The following is a 21,709-nucleotide window of genomic DNA, read 5'->3' on the forward strand; positions in this document are numbered from 1 at the left end:
AATGAAAAAATGGCGGAAATTAAGGTACCTGAATTAGCAGAATCAATCTCAGAAGGAACAATAGCCCAATGGTTGAAGCAGCCTGGTGATTATGTAGAACAGGGTGAATATCTGCTTGAACTAGAAACGGACAAAGTAAATGTTGAATTGACAGCAGAAGAATCGGGTGTACTTCAAGAGGTATTGAAAGATTCGGGTGATACCGTCCAAGTTGGAGAAATTATCGGTACGATTTCAGAAGGCGCGGGTGAAAGTTCTGCCCCTGCACCTTCAGAGAAAGCTGAAAGCAAAGATAGCGAGAAAGAAGAGAAGCAGGCTGAACCAGCTGTACAAGAGGTGAGCGAGGAAGCGCAAACTGAAGCAAAATCAAGAACGATCGCTTCTCCTTCAGCCCGTAAGCTGGCAAGAGAGAAAGGAATTGACCTGTCTCAGGTTCCTACGGGAGATCCGTTAGGAAGAGTGCGCAAGCAGGATGTCGAAGCGTACGAAAAACCAGCGTCAAAACCGGCTCCTCAGAAACAACAGCAGCCTCAGGCTCAAAAAGCACAGCAAAGCTTTGACAAACCTGTCGAAGTGCAAAAAATGTCACGCCGCAGACAAACGATTGCAAAACGCCTTGTAGAGGTACAGCAAACATCAGCGATGCTGACTACATTTAATGAAGTAGACATGACGGCTGTCATGAATCTGAGAAAACGCCGCAAAGATCAATTCTTTGAGCAAAACGAAGTGAAGCTTGGCTTTATGTCTTTCTTTACGAAAGCGGTCGTTGCCGCATTGAAGAAATATCCGCTGCTGAATGCGGAAATTCATGGCGATGAGCTGATCGTTAAGAAATTCTACGATATCGGGATTGCTGTTGCAGCTGATGAAGGCCTTGTCGTTCCGGTCGTACGGGATGCGGACCGTCTGACATTTGCAGGAATCGAAAAAGAAATCGGCGAGCTTGCGAAAAAAGCAAGAAACAATAAATTAACCCTTGGCGAGCTTCAGGGCGGTTCCTTCACCATTACAAACGGAGGGACTTTCGGTTCACTGATGTCGACTCCGATTTTAAACAGCCCTCAAGTCGGTATACTGGGTATGCATAAGATTCAGCTGCGCCCTGTGGCTATTGATGAAGAACGTTTCGAAAACCGTCCGATGATGTATATCGCTTTATCTTATGATCACCGGATTGTAGACGGTAAAGAAGCGGTTGGTTTCCTAGTGACAATCAAAAATTTACTCGAAGATCCTGAACAGCTTTTATTAGAGGGCTAATAAAAAAAGGTACATCACTTCATCGTGATGTACCTTTTTTGATGCGTATTTAAAGAGACAGATCGCTGCTGTTGGCTGCTGTTTGTTTCTTTTTCGCTTTTTTTGACCAGTATGTTGCAAGCATTGATCCAGAAAGGTTATGCCACACACTGAATATCGCGCTTGGTACGGCAGATAGCGGTGAGAAATGAGCCGTGGCGAGTGCAGCCCCAAGCCCTGAATTCTGCATGCCAACTTCGATTGCAATTGCTTTTTGAGACGGATAATCCATTCTTAAAAGTTTTGCGCAAAGAAATCCAAGCAAATAACCGATACCGTTATGCAGGATGACAACAGAAAAAATGAGAAATCCTGATTGAAGCAGATTTTCCCGGTTGCCGCTGACGACAGCTGAGACAATTGCAACGATGCCAATAACAGAAATAAGCGGCAGGGCATGTACGGCTTTTGCCACTTGTTTTCTGAAAAACATTTTGACGATCACGCCTGCAATAATCGGAAATAAAACAGCCTGTAAGATTGAAATAAATAAAGACCCTGGCGAGACAGGAAGCCATTCCTTGGCAAACAGCATAATCAAAAGCGGTGTTAAAACAGGCGCCAACAAGGTAGAAATTGTTGTAACAGCAACAGAAAGGGCCGTATTTCCTTTTGCCAAAAATGTCATGACATTAGAAGCTGTGCCACCAGGACAGCATCCGACAAGAATAACACCCACTGCGATTTCAGCTGGAAGGTGCAGTCCAACTGCCAGACCGAAAGCTACGAGCGGCATGATGGTATACTGAACTATCACCCCAATAATGACATGCCAAGGTTTTCTGATCAGCTCCTTGAAATCATCGGCTTGCAGTGTAAGACCCATTCCAAACATGATAATGCCAAGAAAAATCGTAATATAAGAACTGATCCACGTAAAAAAAGACGGGAAAGAAAATCCCAGGACGGCAAAAACAATGACCCATATGCCAAAGGTTTGTCCCGCGAAATGACTGATTCTTCTAATGATGTCCATCAAAACACTCCTTACACACATTTATCAAGAACTTCAGCAGAAATTCTCACAGATTTTGAAGCATTCTCTTATTATAATTAATTTTCTGAATAATTCAATATTAATAGATGAATTAACTTTTGATAGATAACAATAAATATATTATGTAAACTAAATAAAATGTTCTTGACTATATAGGAAGATATTCTTACAATGAATCTTTATAATGGTTAGATAAAATAGGAGTGATAGGGTGAAGGAAGCGAATCAATGGTCTTCGAAGCTCGGCTTTATTTTAGCCGCGGCAGGATCAGCTATCGGGCTTGGCGCGATATGGAAATTTCCATATGTAGCGGGAACCAGCGGAGGAGGCGCATTTTTACTTATTTTTATTTTGTTTACGGTTTTAATCGGACTGCCTTTATTGTTAGGTGAATTTATCATAGGCAGAAAAACACAGAAAGATGCCGTACAGTCCTATAAAACACTTGCTCCGGGAACGAAGTGGCATTGGATCGGTTATTTAGGCATGGCGACGTGCTTTATTCTTTTATCTTTTTACAGTGTCGTCGGCGGATGGATTTTAATTTATATTACAAAAGGCCTCACTGGCGGTTTATCGCAAACATCTGGTTTTGATACGATATTTGCAAATACGATTTCAAATCCTTATCTGGCTGTAGGAGGCCAGCTGCTCTTTATGGTGGTGACAATATTAGTTGTTGCAAAAGGGGTTAGCAGCGGAATTGAAAAAGCAAGTCAAGTATTAATGCCGGCGCTTTTTATATTATTTGTTATTTTAATGGTGCGTTCCGTTACACTTGATGGCGCGATGGAAGGGCTCAAGTTTTTCCTGATGCCTGATTTAACTGCGATTGATGCCAATACGATTTTATATGCGATGGGCCAATCCTTTTTCTTATTAAGTGTCGGTGTATCTGTCATGGTAACGTATAGCTCTTATTTAGAAAAACAGGAAAATCTTGTGCAGTCCGCTGTATCAGTAACTGTATTGAACATGCTTGTTGCCGTAATGGCAGGAATTGCGATTTTTCCAGCTGTATTTTCATTCGGCCTCAAACCAGACCAAGGGCCGGTACTGTTATTTAACGTACTGCCGACTGTGTTTAATCAAATGCCGTTCGGAATTATCTTTTTATTAGCATTTTTAATTCTATTTTTATTTGCGGCATTGACATCCGCTTTCTCAATGCTGGAAATTTTGGTCGCAGTGCTTTCAAAAGGCGATGTCAATAAGAGAAAACGATTCGCCTGGTTAGGCGGAATTGCTATTTTTATTGTCGGTGTGCCATCTGCATTATCATACGGGGTCTTAAGTGACGTCTCTCTATTTCACTTGTCTATTTTTGATGCGGCCGACTACCTTGTGAGCAATATTTTAATGCCGTTAGGCGCGTTATTGATTTCTATTTTTGTTCCGCTAAAAATACCGAAACAGGATTTGTTTGATGAGCTGAAAAGCGGTTCCAATCTCAAACGAAAGTGGTTTGCGGTTTGGCTGCTGCTCATTCGTTATCTATCTCCTGTTGCTATTATCATCGTATTTTTGCATGTGGTAGGCATTTTTTAAAATATGAAGCCCCCCGGAAAAGGGGGCTTTTTTTAATAGAGTTTCCAAACAACTTCTTTTGCCTGCTCGAAACGTTTTTCTGCCTCGCGCCAATCCACGACATTCCACCAATGATCGACATAGCTTGCCCGGTCATTTTTATATTGCAAATAGTAGGCATGTTCCCATACGTCAAGCGGTAAAAGAGGGATCACATCCCATTGGCTTAAATGCTGGTGCTTTTCTGCCGTTAAAATCTCCAGCCGTCCCGATCGAGGTGCCCAGACCAAAATGGCCCAGCCGACACCTTCTACTTTTTTAGCGGCCTGCGTAAAATGTTCTTTAAAAGCGGAGTAGCTTCCAAATGAAAGATCAATCATTTGGAACAATGCCCCTGTAGGACGCCTTTTTCCGTTTGGATGCATCGAAAACCAAAAAATACTGTGCAAATAATGGCCTGCTCCATGGAATGCAAGTTCTCTTTCCCAATGAGTGACCAAATCAAAATTTTTTGATGCTCTCGCTTTCTTAAGCTCTAATTCTGCTTTGTTCAAACCGTCAACATAGCTTTGATGATGCTTCGTATGATGGAGGACCATAATCTCGCGTGAAATATAAGGCTCTAAGGCGGAATATTTGTACGGAAGCTTTGGCAGCACATGTTTTCCTATAGGGACATAAGCGCGTCTTTCACTTGTATCCTCTGATTCTGTAATATCCCGATATAGGGAAGCAGCCTGATTATACCAATCTTCTTCTGTTGTTTGATCATCTTCCAGTGCTTCAATCATCTTGTCGATTTGATCTTCAAACTGATCAAGCTGTCCTCGTTTTTGAATCTGATCCTTCAGGGCTTCACACCAATTGAACATCTCCGTTTGATAAGATTCACGTTTCATTTGCTGTCTCCTTTTCGATAGAATTCAAATACTTCCCGACAGCCAGCAAAGAGAATACATATGGATAACTGTGATAGCGGATATAAAATTGCTTTGGCAATCCGATTCCGGCGGGATAGGCAAAGCTATCGGCGCCATGAGAACTGCTGTCAGTAAGGTATTGCATACCTTTCATAACAGATGGGTGTTCAGAATTTTCGTATGTGAGCAAAGCGTCTAAAGCCCAGGCCGTTTGTACAATGGTTCCTTTATGAAGCGGGACGTACGTTTTGACTTCGGCACTTTTACAGGATTCTCCCCAACTGCCGTCATCATGCTGTATGGATTTGAGCCAGCGCAAGGCCTTTTGTATAGCAGGGTGCTTTCGGTCAACCCCGCAGGCATGCATACCCGTAAGAGCAGCCCATGTGCCGTAAATGTAGCAAACACCCCATCTTCCGTACCAAGACCCATTTTGTTCTTGATGTTCAAAAAGCCAGTTCATGGCGCGCTGAATATGTTGATGTTTCTCAGTGAAACCAGCTTTCTCGCCTAAAAAGTGCAGTACACGTCCGGTAAGGTCGGCGGTTGAAGGATCAACTGCCGCATCCTCGGCGGATTCAAGCGGGAGAAGGCGAATCAGAGGATGGTTCACATTTTTTTCAAAAGCAGAAAATCCGCCGTCATTGTTTTGCATCGATAAAAGCCAAGACACCCCTCGTTCCCAAGCTGAAGGAGAATAACTGCGGGGAAGCGCTTTTAATACGGCTGCAGTATCGTCACAGTCAGGGTTATTTGTATTGATGTTTGAAAATCCCCAGCCGCCGGGGGCGGCACTCGGATTTTTGACAGACCAATCTGCTATTTTCGTATGCTGGCGTTCTAGCAAAAAGGCAGCTGCTTTTGTAATAGAGCCGTCTGTTTCGTGCACACCGTTTTTTTGGAGGGCATAGCTGATCAGAGCTGTATCCCAAACAGTTGAAGTAGAGTTTTCAAGATAAGGAATTTCGTTGCACTTTGTCACCAGTGATTTGATGCCGTTAATCGCCCTCCTGATAACAGGAGAGTAGCGTGACACACCAAGTGACAGAAGGCTGTAAACCATAAATATGGTTGCGCTCGCATAGCTGTATAATGTTCCGTCTTTTTCGATCCGGTCCAGCATATATGTTTTAGCCGTCTGTAAGCCTAGCTGCTGAAAAGCAAAGGGTGCATGAAAAATGCGCTTCCAATGTGACCAAATAGGCGTGAGATCTCTTTCTTCAAAAGCATCAGATCGAAGCCATGTAAAAGGGTTTTTTGTCATGTGCGGATCGAGATGGCGAAGAGATGGAATATTGCGGTTTTTAAGAACGAATCGCTGATTGAGTGTTACGGCCATAGGAGCAAAATGAATTCGGGCATATGTGCTGAACTGATAGAAATGAACCGGTAATGTTGGGGGGAGCGCCATGAGCGATAATGGTAAATACAAAACAGGCCAAGGATACAGCCCGTTCACGGCAAGCATCCATTTTGTCATGAAATGAACATGTCTCAAACCGCCATGTGAGATGATAAATTGTTCAGCTTTCCTCATGTGCGGGTCAGATCTGTGAAAACATCCTGAAGCCAGCATCCCGACATATCCTTGGACGGTAGCTGTTATATTTCCACTCGTTTCATCAGGATAATTGATGAATGTGCCGTCGGGCTGCTGTTTTTCGCGAATGCCGGCTGCAAGCGCTGATATCAGTTCTTTTTCATTGTCGCCTTCATCTAGTGAGGTGAGGAGCAAAATAAAAAAGGAATTTGTCATGATTGGTCCTTCAAAGCAAAATGTCCACGAACCGTTAGCATTTTGCCTGTCTTTTAACTCTGCAATGGTTTTCTTTTGATAACGCCTCACTTTCTCCTGAAGTGTGCCCATCACGCTCAACTCCTTCAGAAGCATATATATTCAGCGTCTTTTACCGCCATTACAGAAAGAAAAAAACTGCTGGCAGGCAGCAGTTTTTTGACATACATGTCAGTCTTCGAGATTTATCCATACACTTTTAACTTCTGTGTAGTTATTTAAGGCATATGATCCCATTTCTCGTCCGAGTCCTGACTGTTTATAACCTCCGAACGGAGATGCTGCGTCAAATACATTATAGCAGTTCACCCAGACGGTTCCGGCTTGAAGACGGTCCGCGATATAGTGGGCATGCTTGACGTTCTCTGTCCATAGTCCGGCCGCGAGTCCATATTCTGAATGATTCGCTCGTTCAATGACTTCATCGACTGTTTCGTACGGAATGGCAGTCAGTACCGGTCCGAAAATTTCTTCTTTTGCGATGGTCATCTCGTCTTCAACATTGGCAAACACAGTCGGTGCGACAAAATATCCTTGTTCAAAAGGACAGCTTCCGCCAGTCACTGCTTTTGCTCCTTCGTCTTTTCCCTTTTGAATATAGGAAAGAACGCGTTCGTGCTGTTCCTTGCTCACGAGAGGCCCGATTTGTGTATCCTTATGAAGTCCCGCTCCTTGGCGGAGTGATTCAGCATAAGAGACCATCTCATTGACGACTTCATCATACTGGTCTTTATGAATGAAAACACGCGAGCCCGCACAGCAGACTTGGCCCTGGTTAAACATCACACCGTTTAAAGCGCCTGGGATCGCTTTTTTCAAATTCGCATCAGGCAGAAGAATATTAGGTGATTTTCCGCCAAGCTCCAAGGTAACACGCTTAATGCTTTTCGCAGCGGTGGACATGATTTTTTTTCCGATTTCAGTGGAACCGGTAAAGGCTATTTTATCAACCGCTTCATGGTTCGTCAGCGCTTCTCCCGCATCTTCACCGAATCCCGGAATGATATTGATGACACCATCCGGGAAGCCGGCTTGGTCAATTAATTCTGCCAAATAAAGAGCTGAAAGCGGTGTTTGTTCAGCTGGTTTAAGCACGATTGTACAGCCTGTTGCCAGAGCCGCGCCCATTTTCCACATCGCCATCAGGAGCGGGAAGTTCCATGGAATGATCTGACCGACGACGCCTACAGGTTCATGGCGCGTATAATTAAAATAAGCGCCGGAAACCGGAATTGTCTGTCCTGTTATTTTTGTACACCAGCCGGCGTAATAGCGCATATGCTCAATAGCCAGCGGTATATCTCCATTAGTCGTTTCGTTTATCGGTTTCCCGTTATCAAGCGTTTCAAGCTGAGCAAGCTCAGTTTTATGCTCTTCCATTAAGTCTGCCAGCTTATACATCAGTCTGCTTCTTGAAGCTGGAGACATTGTTCTCCATTCGCCTTGGTCAAAGGCTTTCCGGGCAGCTTTAACCGCTTTGTCCACATCCGCAGCCTGGGCTTCATACAGCGTCATTAAGGTTTCGCCGGTTGCCGGGTTGGGCGTGTCAAAGGTTGCCCCTGAGGCACTCGGAACAAACTTTCCATCAATATAAAGCTTCTTTGTTCCCTGTAAAAATGTCTCCAGCCTTTTCGTCACTTGCATCGTTAAAGAACTCATCCGTAACAAACCTCCAGTCAATTTTTATGGTCTGTTTTGAGATTCTTGGTGATAGCACATTAATTCCTTGATTGAATGGCAGAAATAAGCTGTGTTATTTGCTGTAAGAGTAAGCGTATACAAACATTCTATAATAGAAAACAAGGCAAAATCAATGAATAACCGATATTGCAATTTGTAAAAGAAAAAAGCTACAATAAGCGTATAGATATGTAAAGGAGATTTCGTTTATGATTCATAACAATTGGTTTGAAAAAGAAACAATCAAAAAGGTAAAATGTGTGCAGACAAACGCAAAAAAATATATCGTGAACCGCGTTTTAACTCCGGGAAAAGAATATGAAGTGAAAAATGAAACAGAGGAGTTTCTCTTTGTGATCGACAATACGAATAAAGTCGGCGGCTATTATAAAGAATACTTCGAAGAGATCTAATACCTGAATAAAGCAGAGAGTATATAAAACCGCAGCCGAGCTGCGGTTTTTTCTGTAAAACAGGAAAAATAAAACAAAACCAATGAAAACTTTAAAACCACTTTTTTAAAAACATTGCTGAATATTGAAACTTTTTTCTCGATACGAGCGTATTACTTGATGACAACAGCACAATAGACGAAAAACAAATCAAAAATTTGAAAAATGTAATCTGTTCGTAATGGTTTAAATGTCTTCTATGTCGTATTCTTATATAGGGATAAAGGACTTATTTTTATGTAGTGAATGATAAAACAAATAGATAAATGCAGAAAGAGGGGTTCTTCATTGGGTATTTTTTCTGTTAGCAGATCAACGGATGCAAAGAAGCTTGAAGCTTTGCTCGTTGAAGGGGAAAGAATAGAATCGATTTATAAGCTCCGGGTGGACCAAATTTGCTTTACAAATAAGCGGATTATTTTCTTTGACAATAAAATGTTTTCTAAAAAGAAGGTTCGTGTATTTCTTCCATATAAAACAATTGAAAGCTTTGCGATCCAAGAAGCGGGCATGTTTGACCCGGACACTGGGCTCTTATTGATGACAAGAAGCAAAACGTTCGAATTAGAATTTGCGAAAGACACCGATTTAAGCGAAGTTCAAGCGGTGCTGACAAAGCACTTGTGCAGCTGAATATTTGATGGGCCAGCCGTTCAAAAAATGGTTAGGCTTTTTTTTTATATAAAAAGCAAAGCAGAGCAGAGCTCACATGCTCTGTTCTGTTTACGCCACTTACATGCCGTCAGAAGAGTAGGACAAAAAGTGCCAAAGAAAATCCGAAGCATCAACGCCAGCGGTCAAGATCCGTTCAAAAAGGCAGTAGCTCATCTTTCCATCAATGTCCCATGTTTGACAGGAGGCGAAACGGGAAACAGGATAGAAAGGAGAGGATATACATGGCACTGACAAAAGAACAAACACAGCATCTCTATCATAAATTGCTCGATATGCAAAAAGAATTGTCTGGCGAGAAAAAGGAAACAGAATCAATGACTGAAGAAGTTGGGGAGCTTTCCAATGGGGTTGACAACCACATGGCAGACCACGGCACGCTCGTCACAGACCGGATGACAGACCAAACGGTGAGAGAGATTGACCGGGAGCTGTTAGAGGAGGTCAACCATGCATTACAAAAAATGAAAGATGGAACGTACGGAGTGTGTGAAAAAACTGGCCAAGACATTCCTTATGAAAGGCTTGAAGCTGTTCCCTATGCAAGAATGACAGTGGAGGCCCAAGCTGATATGGAGGATGATTTAGAGACAGACGCTCCATCATTTGAAAGAGAGTTTCACGAGCAGGTAAAAGATCTATCCAATAAAGAAACCATTGATCAAAAAAGCTCTCAGACGTATGAGATTTTGGACCGTGAACAAGATTCGAAGTGAAAATGGCAAGCAAGTACACCGATATTAGATGTACTTGCTTTTTTTTTGAAAAAAAATCTCATATTCAAAATAAAGTGATTGACTTCGAGTAAAAAAGAAAGTAACATACTATTTGTAAGTAAATATAAAAAGTTTACCGGGAGGAATACAAATGTCTACAGTATTATTTGTAAAATCGAGCGACCGTACAGCTGAAGAAGGCGTATCAACTAAACTTTACGAAGCTTTCTTAGCTGCTTATAAAGAAAACAACCCTGCTGATGAAGTGGTTGAATTAGATCTTCATAAAGAGAACCTTCCTTACCTTGGAAGAGATATGATTAACGGAACATTTAAAGCTGGTCAAGGAATGGAAATGACAGAAGAAGAGAAAAAACAAGCAGCAATTGCTGACAAATATCTGAATCAGTTTGTAAAAGCTGACAAAGTTGTTTTCGCATTCCCGCTTTGGAACTTCACAGTGCCAGCAGTTCTTCATACTTATGTTGATTACCTGTCTCGTGCAGGCGTTACATTCAAATACACACAAGAAGGACCAGTTGGTTTAATGGGCGACAAAAAAGTTGCACTTCTTAACGCGCGCGGCGGCATTTACTCTGAAGGACCAATGGCTGCACTTGAAATGTCATTAAACTTCATGAAAACAGTTCTTGGTTTCTGGGGTGTTCAAGACTTGCACACAGTTGTCATCGAAGGACATAACGCAGCGCCTGATCAAGCACAAGAAATTGTTGAAAAAGGTTTACAAGAAGCGAAAGATCTTGCTGCAAAATTCTAATTTTAAACAAAAACTTCTATCATTGCGATAGGAGTTTTTTTGTATACATATTATATAGAAGAAAGTGATCTCTCGCTTTTGGCGAAAATCCGCTGCTTTTTATTGTAATATATTTTTTGATTGTCGAATCGTCAGATATAATAGCGAAAAATCGCTTTTAATCACTGGAAAAAGTTTTTCTAAACAATTGTTCTGACCTCTTGATAAAAAGCAACTGATGGTGTACTATATTAAAGAAGCTACTTTGTGCGTATTGTTAATTAAGTTTTAACCTTTAAGCTGTAATAGGGAGTTTTATATCGAAGCTGGAATGTCATGCCTCCATTGCAGAGGACGACAGGAACGTTTCTGCAAACACCCACTTTGAGGAGTGGTGGTTTAAAACTTTCTTACTTGCATACGGCAAGACGTAGCGAAAGCCATTTCCTTTTTGGAAATGGCTTTTTATTTTATCTAAAAAAGATAGGTATAGTGAAAATTCAATTTCTGTGTGAAAGAAATGAAGGCCGCTTTTTTATGATATGATGGGAGAAATTCAAGGAAAAGCGAGGTTTACACGTTATGTTACATAGAGCCCAATCCCTTCTGGCCCATTACTTCGGTTATGAAAAGCTTCGCAGCGGCCAAGAAGAAGCGATCCGCTCGGTGACGGAAGCGAGGCAAAATACGGCCTGCATTATGCCGACGGGAGGAGGCAAATCGATTTGCTATCAAATTCCGGCATTGATGTTTGAAGGGACAACGATCGTCATTTCGCCGTTGATTTCCTTGATGAAGGATCAAGTCGATGCGTTAGAAGAAGCGGGGATTAACGCCGCCTACATTAACAGCACACAATCCAATCAGGAAATATATGAGAGGCTGAACGGGCTCAAAGAAGGGGCTTATAAGCTTTTTTACATTACACCGGAGCGACTAACATCCACGGAGTTTATACGGATTTTGCAGGGCATTGATGTTCCTTTAGTCGCAATAGACGAGGCGCACTGTATTTCTCAATGGGGCCACGATTTCAGGCCAAGCTACAGAAATATTGAAATCTTGTTCCGTGAATTACATGACAAGCCTGTTATCATGGCATTAACAGCAACGGCCACACCAGAGGTCCATGAGGATATTTGCAAACAGCTGCATATTCAAAAAGAAAACACGGTACATACCGGATTTTCCCGAGACAATTTAACCTTTAAAGTAGCAAAAGGGGAAAATAAGGATCGTTTTATTGATGAATATGTGCAAAACAACAAACATGAAGCTGGGATTGTCTACACAGCGACTAGAAAAGAAGCTGATCGGATTTATGAGAGATTGAAACGAAATCAGATCAGTGCAGGCCGATATCACGGGGGCTTGGCTGATGACGTGAGAAAAGAGCAGCAGGAAAGGTTTCTTAATGATGAGCTGCAAGTGATGGTGGCAACCTCTGCTTTTGGAATGGGCATTGATAAATCAAATATCAGATTTGTCCTGCATGCACAAATTCCGAAAGATATGGAAAGCTACTATCAAGAGGCTGGTAGAGCTGGACGAGACGGTCTTGCCAGCGAATGTGTTCTCTTGTTTTCACCGCAGGATATTATGGTGCAGCGTTTCTTAATTGAACAATCAGAGCATGAAGAGAAACAAAAGCAGGATTTAAAAAAGCTGAGACAAATGGTCGACTATTGTCACACGGAAGATTGTCTGCAGCGATTTATCCTTATGTATTTCGGAGAAAAGGAGCCTGATGCGTGCGGACAGTGCGGAAACTGCACTGATACAAGGACGGCCCATGACGTAACACGAGAGGCGCAAATGGTCTTATCGTGTATCATTCGCATGAAAGAACGGTTTGGCAAGACGATGGTTGCCCAGGTGCTCGCCGGCTCTAAAAATAAAAAAGTTCTTGAAAACGGCTTTTCCGATCTCTCAACATACGGGATATTAAAACACCAATCAGTAGGGGAAATCAGTGATTTTATCGAATTTCTTATTTCTGACGATTTCATCAGGATGTCAGACGGAACGTTTCCGACTCTTTTTGTCAGCAGTAAAGGAAGGGATGTGCTGAGAGGAGAATTCTCAGTAACGAGAAAAGAAGCGTTAAAAGCAGCAGCGATTACTGAAAATGACGAGCTGTTTGAACGATTGCGCATGGTTCGAAAAGAAATTGCGGCAGAGCAGGGTGTTCCTCCTTTTGTCGTTTTCTCTGATCAAACGTTAAAAGAAATGTCAGGAAAACAGCCCGTAAATGATAAGGAACTTCTGTCTATAAAAGGAGTTGGAGAACAAAAAAGAGCAAAATACGGCCGGCTTTTTTTACAAGAAATACAAGCTTATGCAGGGGTGACAGACTAAAAAAACAGTAAATCAACCTTTTTTTCTATAAAAAACACATTTTATTTTCTCTTTTTTTCCTCAAAATAAAAAGACTTGCGAAGCCTATTATATCAAGGGTTCAGCAAGTCTTTCCAACAGAGAGAAATCCTTCATGTAAAGGAACTGTAATCTAAATCATATCTTTTTGTTATTGATTTGACATTTACGTGTGTTACGATATCACCTGTTAGCCGCCAATAAAAAGCTAACAAGGGAGGATTTACTTATGAAGAAGACGATTATGTCCTTTGTAGCAGTTGCTGCACTTTCATCAACTGCATTCGGAGCTCACGCTTCTGCAAAAGAAATTACGGTGCAAAAGGGTGATACGCTCTGGGGAATCTCTCAGAAAAACGGAGTGAACCTAAAGGACCTAAAAGAATGGAACAAGTTAACTTCTGATAAAATCATTGCAGGAGAAAAACTGACCATTTCTTCAGAAGAAACAACCACTACTGGGCAATATACAATTAAAGCGGGAGATACGCTTTCTAAGATTGCTCAACAATTCGGTACGACAGTCAATAACCTGAAAGTTTGGAATAACCTAAGCTCTGACATGATCTATGCTGGATCTACGCTTTCAGTGAAAGGTCAGGCAACAGCAGCAAACACAGTTACTGAGAATACGCAAACAAGCGCACCTCAAACTGAAACAAAACAAGAAGCTGTGCAAAAAGAGCAACCTAAACAAGAAACAGTTCAACAACAACCAAAACAAGAAACAAAGGCTGCAGCAGAAACTTCTGTTCCAACAGAAGAAAAGGCTGTTCAATCAAATACAAATAATCAAGAAGCTTCAAAAGAACTAACAGTTACTGCTACTGCTTACACTGCTAACGACGGCGGCATTTCCGGCGTTACAGCAACAGGCGTTGACTTAAATAAGAACCCGAACGCGAAAGTTATTGCGGTTGATCCTAATGTGATTCCGCTAGGTTCTAAAGTCTATGTTGAAGGTTACGGTGAAGCAACAGCAGCAGACACTGGCGGCGCTATTAAAGGAAATAAAATCGACGTATTTGTGCCCAATAAAAGTGATGCATCTAATTGGGGCGTCAAAACTGTAAGTGTAAAAATCTTAAACTAATCATATAGATTGTGATAAAAGACGTGAGCTATTGGCTTGCGTCTTTTTTCGTATGTTTAGGGATGTATATATGTATCATATGCTGATAAAAGAAAAGCGGTTCCGATGTTTTTCACGTGTGAAAAATGGGTAGATGGTAAATGCCCCTATCATCTAACTATTTACAGAAGGAGTTGCTGGCTGTTGCTTTGGATCATTGTATCTTTTCTGGTTATCAATATCGGGATATTTCTATTTTCATGGCGGAGAACAAAGGAGGTTAACTTGCAATCGTCCGATGGATATTTTCTCGGAGGAAGAACCCTTACTGCGCTATATATCGGAAGCTCGCTGCTGTTAACCAATTTATCAACCGAGCAGATGGTCGGGTTAAATGGGCAAAGCTATGCAGGGTCTATGACAGCGATGTCATGGGAAGCGAGTGCACCGCTCGCGTTGATTTTCCTGGCCCTTGTCTTTTTGCCCCGTTATTTGAAAACGGGAATTACCACGATACCTGATTTTCTAGAACAGCGGTTTGATCAAAGAACAAGACAGATCGTTTCTGTTCTGCTCATCATCGGCTACGCTGTTTCATTCCTGCCGACAGTATTGTATTCAGGGGCTCTCGTGTTGAATCAAGTATTCCGCATTACAGAGACGTTTGGCATCAGCACATTTATGGCAGTTTTATTGATATCCTTGATCATTGGCGTAACGAGCTGCTGTTATATCTTTTTTGGCGGATTGAAAGCCGCTGCATCAGCAGATGCCATATACGGAATCGGATTAATTTTCGGCGGTTTTTTTATCGTGATATTAGGCATTCTTGCAGTCGGACAAGGCAGCTTTGGGGGCGGAGTTGCTCAACTGACGGCTTTACATACTGAAAAACTCAATTCAATTGATATCAGCAATTCGGCAGATGTACCGTGGCCGACAATTTTAACAGGGCTATTAGTGAATAATCTCTTTTATTGGGCTGTTAACCAAGCGATTGTTCAGCGTGCATTAGGAGCGAAAAACTTGGCTGAAGGACAAAAGGGCGCTCTTTTAGCAGGTTTCTTTAAACTTATCGGCGTTTTTTATTTAGTCGTCCCTGGAGTGATTGCCTTTCATTTATATGGGGGCGGAATTGAAAATGCAGACAGTGTATATCCCCGGCTGATCGTCGATCTATTGCCGGCATCGCTTACCGGTGTATTCGCCGCTATTTTATTCGGAGCGATTTTGAGCTCGTTCAACGGCTCTCTGAACAGTACCATTACGTTGTTTACGCTGGACATATACAAACCGTTATGTAAGCCTCAAGCAGATGAAGCTGATCTCGTCAAAACAGGAAGGATTTTCGTCGCAGTTCTCGGGATTGTATCGATTGTTATCGCACCCTTTATTTTATATGCGCCATCAGGGCTGTACAGCTATCTTCAAGAGATGTTCGGATTTTTTAATGTACCGATATTAGCAGCGATCGTCGTAGGTTTTTTCACAAAAAAAGTGCCGGCTTTAGCTGTGAAAATAGCGATACCAGCCCATATAGTTTTATACGGCTTATCAAAAATCTATTTAGGGCACATTCATTTTCTGTACATCCTAGCCGTACTCTTTCCATTTTCAGTGGCTGTTATGCTTCTGACAGGAAAGCTGTATCCGAGGAAAACAGAATATAAGCTCGAGCACAATCCGCAAGTGGATGTAACACCCTGGAAACACGTAAAGCTGGTGTCGTGTATCATTATTATTCTAGTTGCGGCGACGTACCTTTTGTTTTCCCCATGGGGAATTGCGGACTAACAAAAAGGATCTTGGCAGGTGCCAAGATCCTTTTTTATTTAAACCAGCCTTTTTCCTTTGATCGGGTAATGGCTTCTATTCGGTTTTTCACTTCAAGTTTGTCTAGAATCATTGAGATATAATTTCTCACCGTCCCGCTTTTGATGCTGAGTTCCTGAGCGATTTCTTTTGTATTTTTACCGTCAGCCACAAGTTCAAGCACTTCTTTTTCTCTGTCTGTAAGCGGGTTAGCCTCGCTGTATATGTCCTCCATCAGTTCAGGTGCATAGATGCGTTTTCCGTTCATGACGCTTCGAATGGCACTCGCGAGTTCTTCGCTCGGGCTGTCTTTTAACAAATAGCCCTTAACGCCTGTTTTAATGGCTCTCTGAAAGTAGCCGGGTCTAGTAAAAGTGGTTAAGATAATAATTTTGCAGCCTGTATCCTTTAACTCCTCAGCAGCCTCAAGCCCCGTTTTTCCGGGCATTTCAATGTCCATAATGCATACGTCAGGCTGATGTTTTTTAACAAAATCAACAGCATCTTGACCGTTTGTACCTTTGCCTACGACTTCCATATCGTCTTCTAAGTTTAGAAGTGATCCTAAAGCGCCCAAGAGCATTTGCTGATCTTCCGCAATAAATATACTAATCATGTTAGCCATCCTTTTTTGTTTATTTTGAGTTATTAGGAATTGACATGGTAAGCTTGGTGCCGTTTTTTGTATCGATGTGAAGGCTCCCGTTTGCAAACTCAAGCCGTTCTCTCATGCCAAGCAGGCCATGTCCTTTTGAAAAGTATTTCTCTTCACCTTGAAATGTTCCATCGTCAGTCACTGTAATGACAACTTCCTCCCAGAGCTGCTGAATGTCGACTCGGCAGGTCTTAGCCTGACTGTGTTTGACGACATTAGTGACAGCTTCCTTTAAGCACATACTCAATATGTTTTCATTAAGCAATGAGATATTTTCAGGTAATTTCTCTTCTTCATAGATAAACGTAATGCCGGCTGCTTCAAGAATTTGTTTGATGTTTATGATTTCATCCTTGAGCCGGATGCCTTTCATGGAGGATACGATTTTTCTGACTTCATTTAAAGACGTTCTCGCAGTTTGCTGAACGCTTTTCAGTTCACGTGTTGCTTGTTCAGGATCTTTGTAAATCAATTTTCTCGCCAAGTCGCTTTTTAAACCGATTAGAGAAAGCTTTTGCCCAAGTGTATCGTGGAGGTCACGGGCAATTCGCTGCCGCTCTTCTAATTTTACCAGCTCAGCAATCCGTTCATTTGCATCCTCGAGTTTTTCTTCCAGCCGTTCGCGCTCCTTGCGGCTTCTTATGCTAAAGGGCAATAAAATCGCGCTAATGAGTGTAATGACGACAAAAGGAATTTGAGTCAGAAAAAATTCCTTTTTTAATACGAGACTGAAATTAGCTGCAACGGCTGCGCTTATTAAATGGACGTAATATAAAATATGAAAGGGGACGCGTTCCTTTATGTTTCCAATAAAATAGGCGATAAAAAAAGCAAAATAAATATAACTGAACATAGTAATTGAAGCGGTTGAAATGCCGATTAACAAAAACGCCCACAAATAAATGGCCCAGCCTTTTGAGACAAATGCAAATCTATATACCGAAAAAAATAAAAGCGTCAAAATGATGCCGACGATGATAACAACTGTAGATGATGATTTCCATATAAAGTAGAAGGGGAGGATGAAAAATATCGTCCATATATAGGGCGTAATCCCGCTAAGTTTTTGAAATGTAAAATGTTTTTTAATCATGATATTACCTCATTTTCAGCTTTTCATCTTACATGTAACTTTATCATTGCGAAAGCCAGAATGCACCCTCAAACAATAAAAAGGAAGCCTTCTAAGAGAAGACCTCCTTCATCATCAGGCGTTCTTCCGCAGTTTCTGTTTTTCTGTTGAATCAGGCGGAAGGCTGGAAGGTATATGTTTGATATCCCGAAATGATACAAATTGTTTTGTATCTTCATCCCAAAGGCGGAATGCAAGTGACTGCAGACTTGTTTTTAAGGTAATTGTCGGTACGTTTTTTAATGGTTCATGATGTTCATGAGCAACTTCAAGCTTATAGTTAGGCACCTTTGGGCTCAAATGGTGAACGTGGTGGTACCCGATATTGCCTGTCAGCCATTGAAGCAGTTTCGGGAGTTTATAAAATGAACTGCCTTCCACTGCTGCCTGGACGTAGCTCCAGTTTTCATCTTCTTCAAAATAAGAATCTTCAAATGTATGCTGCACATAAAACAGCCATACACCGATTGAACCTGAGATCAGAAAAATAGGGCCTTGCACCAGTAAAAACGATTGCCAGCCAAAGATTAGACAGCAAGCAGCAGCCAACGCCACAATCGCCAGATTCGTAAGGTGTGTGTTCACACGCTCCTTACGTCTTGCACCTTTTTTGTTAAAACGGTTGGTGATCAGAAAAACATAAATCGGTCCGAGAATAAACATGATAAACGGATTTCTATAAAGTCTATATGCAAGTTTTGTTCGTCTGGATGCAGCTTTATATTCGTTTACAGTTAACATCCAGATGTCTCCTGTGCCGCGTTTATCCAGATTGCTGCTTGTCGCATGATGAATTGAATGGCTATGCTGCCATTGTAGATACGGGAATAAAGTCAGAACACCTGTCACAAAACCGAGAATATGGTTATAGCGCTTTTGTTTGAAAAATGATTGATGGCAGCAGTCGTGGAAAATGATAAAAATTCTTGTCAAAAATCCTGCGGCAATCACTGTTAATGCTAACGTAAGGAGATAGGAGACATTGAGGCTGAGATAAGCCAGAAACCATAGTCCGAAGAAGGGAATAAACGTGTTCAAAAGCTGAATCAGGCTGTTTTTTGTTTCGGGCTGAGCAAAAGTAGCAACTTGCTTTGTCAGCTGTTTTTGTTTATGCGCAATGGTTTGTTCAGTCATAGTAAGTATCCTCTCATTGTGTGTCTACGTTCAGTATACGCGAATGAGAGAAGTCCTTTGTAGTAGCACACATCATGCATCAGATATGACATTTGTCATACCTCCTCGTGCTTGCACAAATGTTTGCGTTAAAAAGCTTGTAAAAAGAAATTTACAAGCTGATTAATGTTTATCAATCCATATTCGTGAGGTGCCTGAAACAGCTTCAATCCTGCATGTTCCCCCTATAGGAAACGTGGCAATTGGTGAGGTGTGTCCGGCATTTACATTTACGATGATTGGGAGACCGGATAATTCTTTTTTTGTGCCAATGATGGCTTTAACAAGATCCATTGATACGTTTGATGCTTTTTGAAATCTGCCGATCAAAATCGCCTTTACATGTGAAAAAGCGGGGAGGTGGATGAGTGATTGCAGATCGCGGTCAAACATATGGATGTCTGACATATCATCATCTTCAATCAATAAAATAGTATGTTCTGTTTCAGGAAAATACTCCGTTCCCTGCAGCAAATTAAGCGTGCATAGGTTTCCGCCAATTAAAGTGCCTTCCGCATAACCTTCTTGGATTACAACAGGGCCGTTATTAGGATAAAAACGCCTGTTTTCTTGATCCATAAACCAGCGGTCATCGCTCCACTCACTTGAAGGAAGAATTTCAAACGAGTCGTCCGAAGCGCAGCAAGAAAGAAAATACTCTTGTGTATAATCAAGCCCTTTTTTCATTGCAAATGTTGAAAAGTGGGGGCATGAATAAGTAACAAGGCCCGTTTTTTGATAAATGGCGTTGCAAAGAGCTGTTATATCGGAATATCCGCACAGAATTTTAGGATGCTGTTTGATTTTCTCGTAATCAAGATAACGCAGCAGCTGATTTGAATTGAAACCGCCGAGTGTTGTTAAAATTGCTTTGACTCCGGGGTCAAAAAAAGCAGTGTGCAGGTCATGGACTCTTGACTCGATAGAGGATGAATCAAATTCGTTACATTCATTGGCATGTTCAGCGATGGTTACCCGATAACCTAAGCGTTCTAACGCAGTTTTTGCTTGCATTTTTGCTTCATTCGATAATATGGACATGCTGGTCGCGGGAGACACGATCCGAATTTCGTCTCCCTTTTTCAGTTTTGAGGCGTACATAGAGCCCTCCATTAATGGTTTTACACCATTACAGCACATCTTGGATCATTCTTCCAGAATTTTTTACAAATCAACCCACTTAATGCAGCCTGATTGTGTATCATGATCGACGGATACTTTGAATTGATGTTTTTCATAAAAATGAATCAGCCGGTCTACGTGATTCCAGTCCCGTTTGGCAATGTCACCGGTGACTTTCGGTATGTTGTGGTCTCTGGCGATATCTTTTAAATATTTCATGCAAATGGAACCAAAGCCGTGATTCGGAGGGCCTTTTATGTCGCCGATATGAATGGCATCGTCCTTGTAAGACGCTACAAGTGAAAAGCAGCCTTTTCCTCTATAAGCCGTTTTACAATCGGTAAGCATAATTTTGCATGTTTGGCCATCATCAATCGAGGAAACGATCATCCACTCTTCATGTTTCGATTGATCAATACCAAGCACTTTGGCATCTTTAGATAGGTCCTTCATATTCTCTTGCATGCGGTAAATTTGAAATTCTAAATCAAGTAGTTCTTCCTCAAGTTCTTGACGATTTTTTTCTTTAACAGTAAACAAGATCAATCTCCTTTCAAAAAACAGCTTAGAAACACAGTTACCAATTGTATTAGATGAGAGGTGCATTGTAAATAACAAATCCATTATTACTAGAAATTGCAAAAGTAAGGTTTGATCGTTTTTAAGAGAGGAAAAAGGAAACTAACCTGTGAAAAAGGAGGAATCGGAATGGCGATTGATTCATTGATTAACAAATTACAGTATGTCCAATTGGAACCGCCGGATAAAATTCTCTCCCTATATCTTAATACAGACATGAGAGATCCAGAGCAGCAGGGGGGAGAATGGAAAATTGCGCTAAAATCAGGCTTCGGCCGATTAAAGGAGTATTTGGCAGCAAGTGATCCAGGGGAAGAGAAGTGTCTTGATGGAATCAGAACGAAAATTGATCAATACCTTAATGAAATGGGAAAAGACATGCCCCGCAGTCTCGTATTTTTTGTTTCCGACAGCGGTATATGGGAACCAATTAAGCTTCAAATCCCTGTAGAAACAAGATTTTACTGGGAAGAAACAGCCGTTCTGGATCAGTTGAAGGATTTGCGCCAAACGTACCCAAGTACGGCGTTTATTTTAACTCAGCAGCATGAAGTGAAAATTATTGAAACCGTTTTAGGAAAGATTGAGGCGGTTGAGCATTATGAGTACAATATCATCAATGAGTCTTGGGAGAATTTCCATTCCTCTGCAAAAAAAACGGTGCCATTGGAAGAGAACCGAATGAGGGAACATGTGACGGAGAACCAAACGAGACTGTATAAGCGGCTGGCTGCCAATCTAGATCAAAAAGCGGCCGCGAAAAGATGGGAACGAATGGTCATCGCCGGTGATAAAGAAACGGCGGATATCTTAGATCAGCATATGAACAAACCCATTCATTCGAAAATCCAAAAGAACCTGCTAAATGAAAATGAACATAAGGCCGTTGAGCATTTGATCAAAGAGGCGTAAATCTAACAGGCCGGGGCTAAAAGCCGCCGGCCTTTGAAGTGTGTCTAATTTCTGACG

The 21,709-nt window shown here is 41.6% G+C and carries 19 protein-coding genes and 1 other RNA gene; 11 read left to right on the forward strand and 9 right to left on the reverse strand.

The genetic code is table 11. From position 1 onward, the window contains the following. Positions 1-9: 9 nt before the first annotated feature. A complete protein-coding gene (odhB, locus tag AC4CV5_RS15210; protein WP_166852122.1) occupies positions 10-1,263 on the forward strand; it encodes a 2-oxoglutarate dehydrogenase complex dihydrolipoyllysine-residue succinyltransferase in 1,254 nt (417 codons plus the stop codon). Positions 1,264-1,312: 49 nt separating this feature from the next. Here the strand turns inward: odhB and AC4CV5_RS15215 are convergent, their stop codons facing one another. Continuing rightward, a complete protein-coding gene (locus AC4CV5_RS15215; RefSeq protein WP_166852124.1) occupies positions 1,313-2,278 on the reverse strand; it encodes a bile acid:sodium symporter family transporter in 966 nt (321 codons plus the stop codon). Positions 2,279-2,510: 232 nt separating this feature from the next. Here AC4CV5_RS15215 and AC4CV5_RS15220 point away from each other — a divergent pair, with 232 nt between their 5' ends. After that, the gene (locus AC4CV5_RS15220) at positions 2,511-3,848 is read left to right on the forward strand and encodes a sodium-dependent transporter (protein WP_166852126.1); all 1,338 of its coding nucleotides are present in this window, start codon (positions 2,511-2,513) and stop codon (positions 3,846-3,848) included. Between the two features lie 32 nt (positions 3,849-3,880). Here AC4CV5_RS15220 and AC4CV5_RS15225 read toward each other — a convergent pair whose 3' ends face one another. The 3 genes from AC4CV5_RS15225 to dhaS form a co-directional block, all read right to left on the reverse strand. Further along, positions 3,881-4,726 (reverse strand): superoxide dismutase, encoded by an 846-nt coding sequence (locus AC4CV5_RS15225; RefSeq protein WP_490923122.1) that lies wholly within the window; start codon positions 4,724-4,726, stop codon positions 3,881-3,883. Beyond that, positions 4,716-6,614: a terpene cyclase/mutase family protein gene (locus AC4CV5_RS15230; protein ID WP_490923123.1), complete on the reverse strand. Its 1,899-nt coding sequence runs from the start codon at positions 6,612-6,614 to the stop codon at positions 4,716-4,718. Before AC4CV5_RS15230 ends, AC4CV5_RS15225 begins: the two co-directional genes overlap by 11 nt. A gap of 99 nt (positions 6,615-6,713) precedes the next feature. Then, entirely contained in the window at positions 6,714-8,201 is a 1,488-nt protein-coding gene (dhaS, locus tag AC4CV5_RS15235; protein ID WP_222142993.1) for an aldehyde dehydrogenase DhaS, read from the reverse strand. Positions 8,202-8,431: 230 nt separating this feature from the next. On the opposite strand from dhaS, the gene AC4CV5_RS15240 reads away from it, so the two are divergent. From AC4CV5_RS15240 to AC4CV5_RS15275, 8 genes are all read left to right on the forward strand, one after another. After that, the gene (locus tag AC4CV5_RS15240; RefSeq protein ID WP_166852134.1) at positions 8,432-8,635 is read left to right on the forward strand and encodes a DUF6501 family protein; all 204 of its coding nucleotides are present in this window, start codon (positions 8,432-8,434) and stop codon (positions 8,633-8,635) included. 327 nt (positions 8,636-8,962) lie between these two features. Then, a complete protein-coding gene (locus tag AC4CV5_RS15245) occupies positions 8,963-9,307 on the forward strand; it encodes a PH domain-containing protein (protein ID WP_003220141.1) in 345 nt (114 codons plus the stop codon). A 263-nt stretch (positions 9,308-9,570) separates the two neighbouring features. Then, positions 9,571-10,062: a TraR/DksA family transcriptional regulator gene (locus AC4CV5_RS15250; protein WP_166852136.1), complete on the forward strand. Its 492-nt coding sequence runs from the start codon at positions 9,571-9,573 to the stop codon at positions 10,060-10,062. A 151-nt stretch (positions 10,063-10,213) separates the two neighbouring features. Next, positions 10,214-10,840, forward strand: coding sequence for an FMN-dependent NADH-azoreductase AzoJ (gene azoJ, locus AC4CV5_RS15255; protein ID WP_003220143.1), 627 nt, complete (start codon positions 10,214-10,216; stop codon positions 10,838-10,840). A 233-nt stretch (positions 10,841-11,073) separates the two neighbouring features. Next, positions 11,074-11,260: non-coding RNA, 6S RNA (gene ssrS, locus AC4CV5_RS15260), on the forward strand. A 141-nt stretch (positions 11,261-11,401) separates the two neighbouring features. Then, complete coding sequence (gene recQ / locus AC4CV5_RS15265; RefSeq protein WP_490923124.1) at positions 11,402-13,177, forward strand: DNA helicase RecQ; 1,776 nt, start codon at positions 11,402-11,404, stop codon at positions 13,175-13,177. A 247-nt stretch (positions 13,178-13,424) separates the two neighbouring features. Continuing rightward, positions 13,425-14,288, forward strand: a complete 864-nt coding sequence (locus AC4CV5_RS15270) for a LysM peptidoglycan-binding and 3D domain-containing protein (protein ID WP_166852142.1) — start codon at positions 13,425-13,427, stop codon at positions 14,286-14,288. 183 nt (positions 14,289-14,471) lie between these two features. Next, complete coding sequence (locus AC4CV5_RS15275; protein ID WP_490923126.1) at positions 14,472-16,061, forward strand: solute:sodium symporter family transporter; 1,590 nt, start codon at positions 14,472-14,474, stop codon at positions 16,059-16,061. A 34-nt stretch (positions 16,062-16,095) separates the two neighbouring features. Here the strand turns inward: AC4CV5_RS15275 and desR are convergent, their stop codons facing one another. The 5 genes from desR to AC4CV5_RS15300 all read right to left on the reverse strand — a co-directional run bounded on the left by desR (position 16,096) and on the right by AC4CV5_RS15300 (position 20,701). Continuing rightward, positions 16,096-16,695 (reverse strand): two-component system response regulator DesR, encoded by a 600-nt coding sequence (desR, locus tag AC4CV5_RS15280; protein ID WP_373923380.1) that lies wholly within the window; start codon positions 16,693-16,695, stop codon positions 16,096-16,098. Between the two features lie 19 nt (positions 16,696-16,714). Continuing rightward, positions 16,715-17,827: a two-component sensor histidine kinase DesK gene (gene desK, locus AC4CV5_RS15285; RefSeq protein WP_166852151.1), complete on the reverse strand. Its 1,113-nt coding sequence runs from the start codon at positions 17,825-17,827 to the stop codon at positions 16,715-16,717. A gap of 114 nt (positions 17,828-17,941) precedes the next feature. Beyond that, positions 17,942-19,000, reverse strand: a complete 1,059-nt coding sequence (gene desA, locus AC4CV5_RS15290) for a Delta(5) desaturase DesA (RefSeq protein ID WP_166852154.1) — start codon at positions 18,998-19,000, stop codon at positions 17,942-17,944. A gap of 162 nt (positions 19,001-19,162) precedes the next feature. Continuing rightward, positions 19,163-20,140, reverse strand: coding sequence for a S66 family peptidase (locus AC4CV5_RS15295; RefSeq protein ID WP_490923129.1), 978 nt, complete (start codon positions 20,138-20,140; stop codon positions 19,163-19,165). A gap of 63 nt (positions 20,141-20,203) precedes the next feature. Further along, positions 20,204-20,701: a GNAT family N-acetyltransferase gene (locus AC4CV5_RS15300; protein ID WP_166852160.1), complete on the reverse strand. Its 498-nt coding sequence runs from the start codon at positions 20,699-20,701 to the stop codon at positions 20,204-20,206. Positions 20,702-20,869: 168 nt separating this feature from the next. Here AC4CV5_RS15300 and AC4CV5_RS15305 point away from each other — a divergent pair, with 168 nt between their 5' ends. Further along, complete coding sequence (locus tag AC4CV5_RS15305; protein WP_222142987.1) at positions 20,870-21,652, forward strand: VLRF1 family aeRF1-type release factor; 783 nt, start codon at positions 20,870-20,872, stop codon at positions 21,650-21,652. Positions 21,653-21,709: the final 57 nt, after the last annotated feature.

This window comes from Bacillus sp. NS1, from assembly GCF_058248265.1.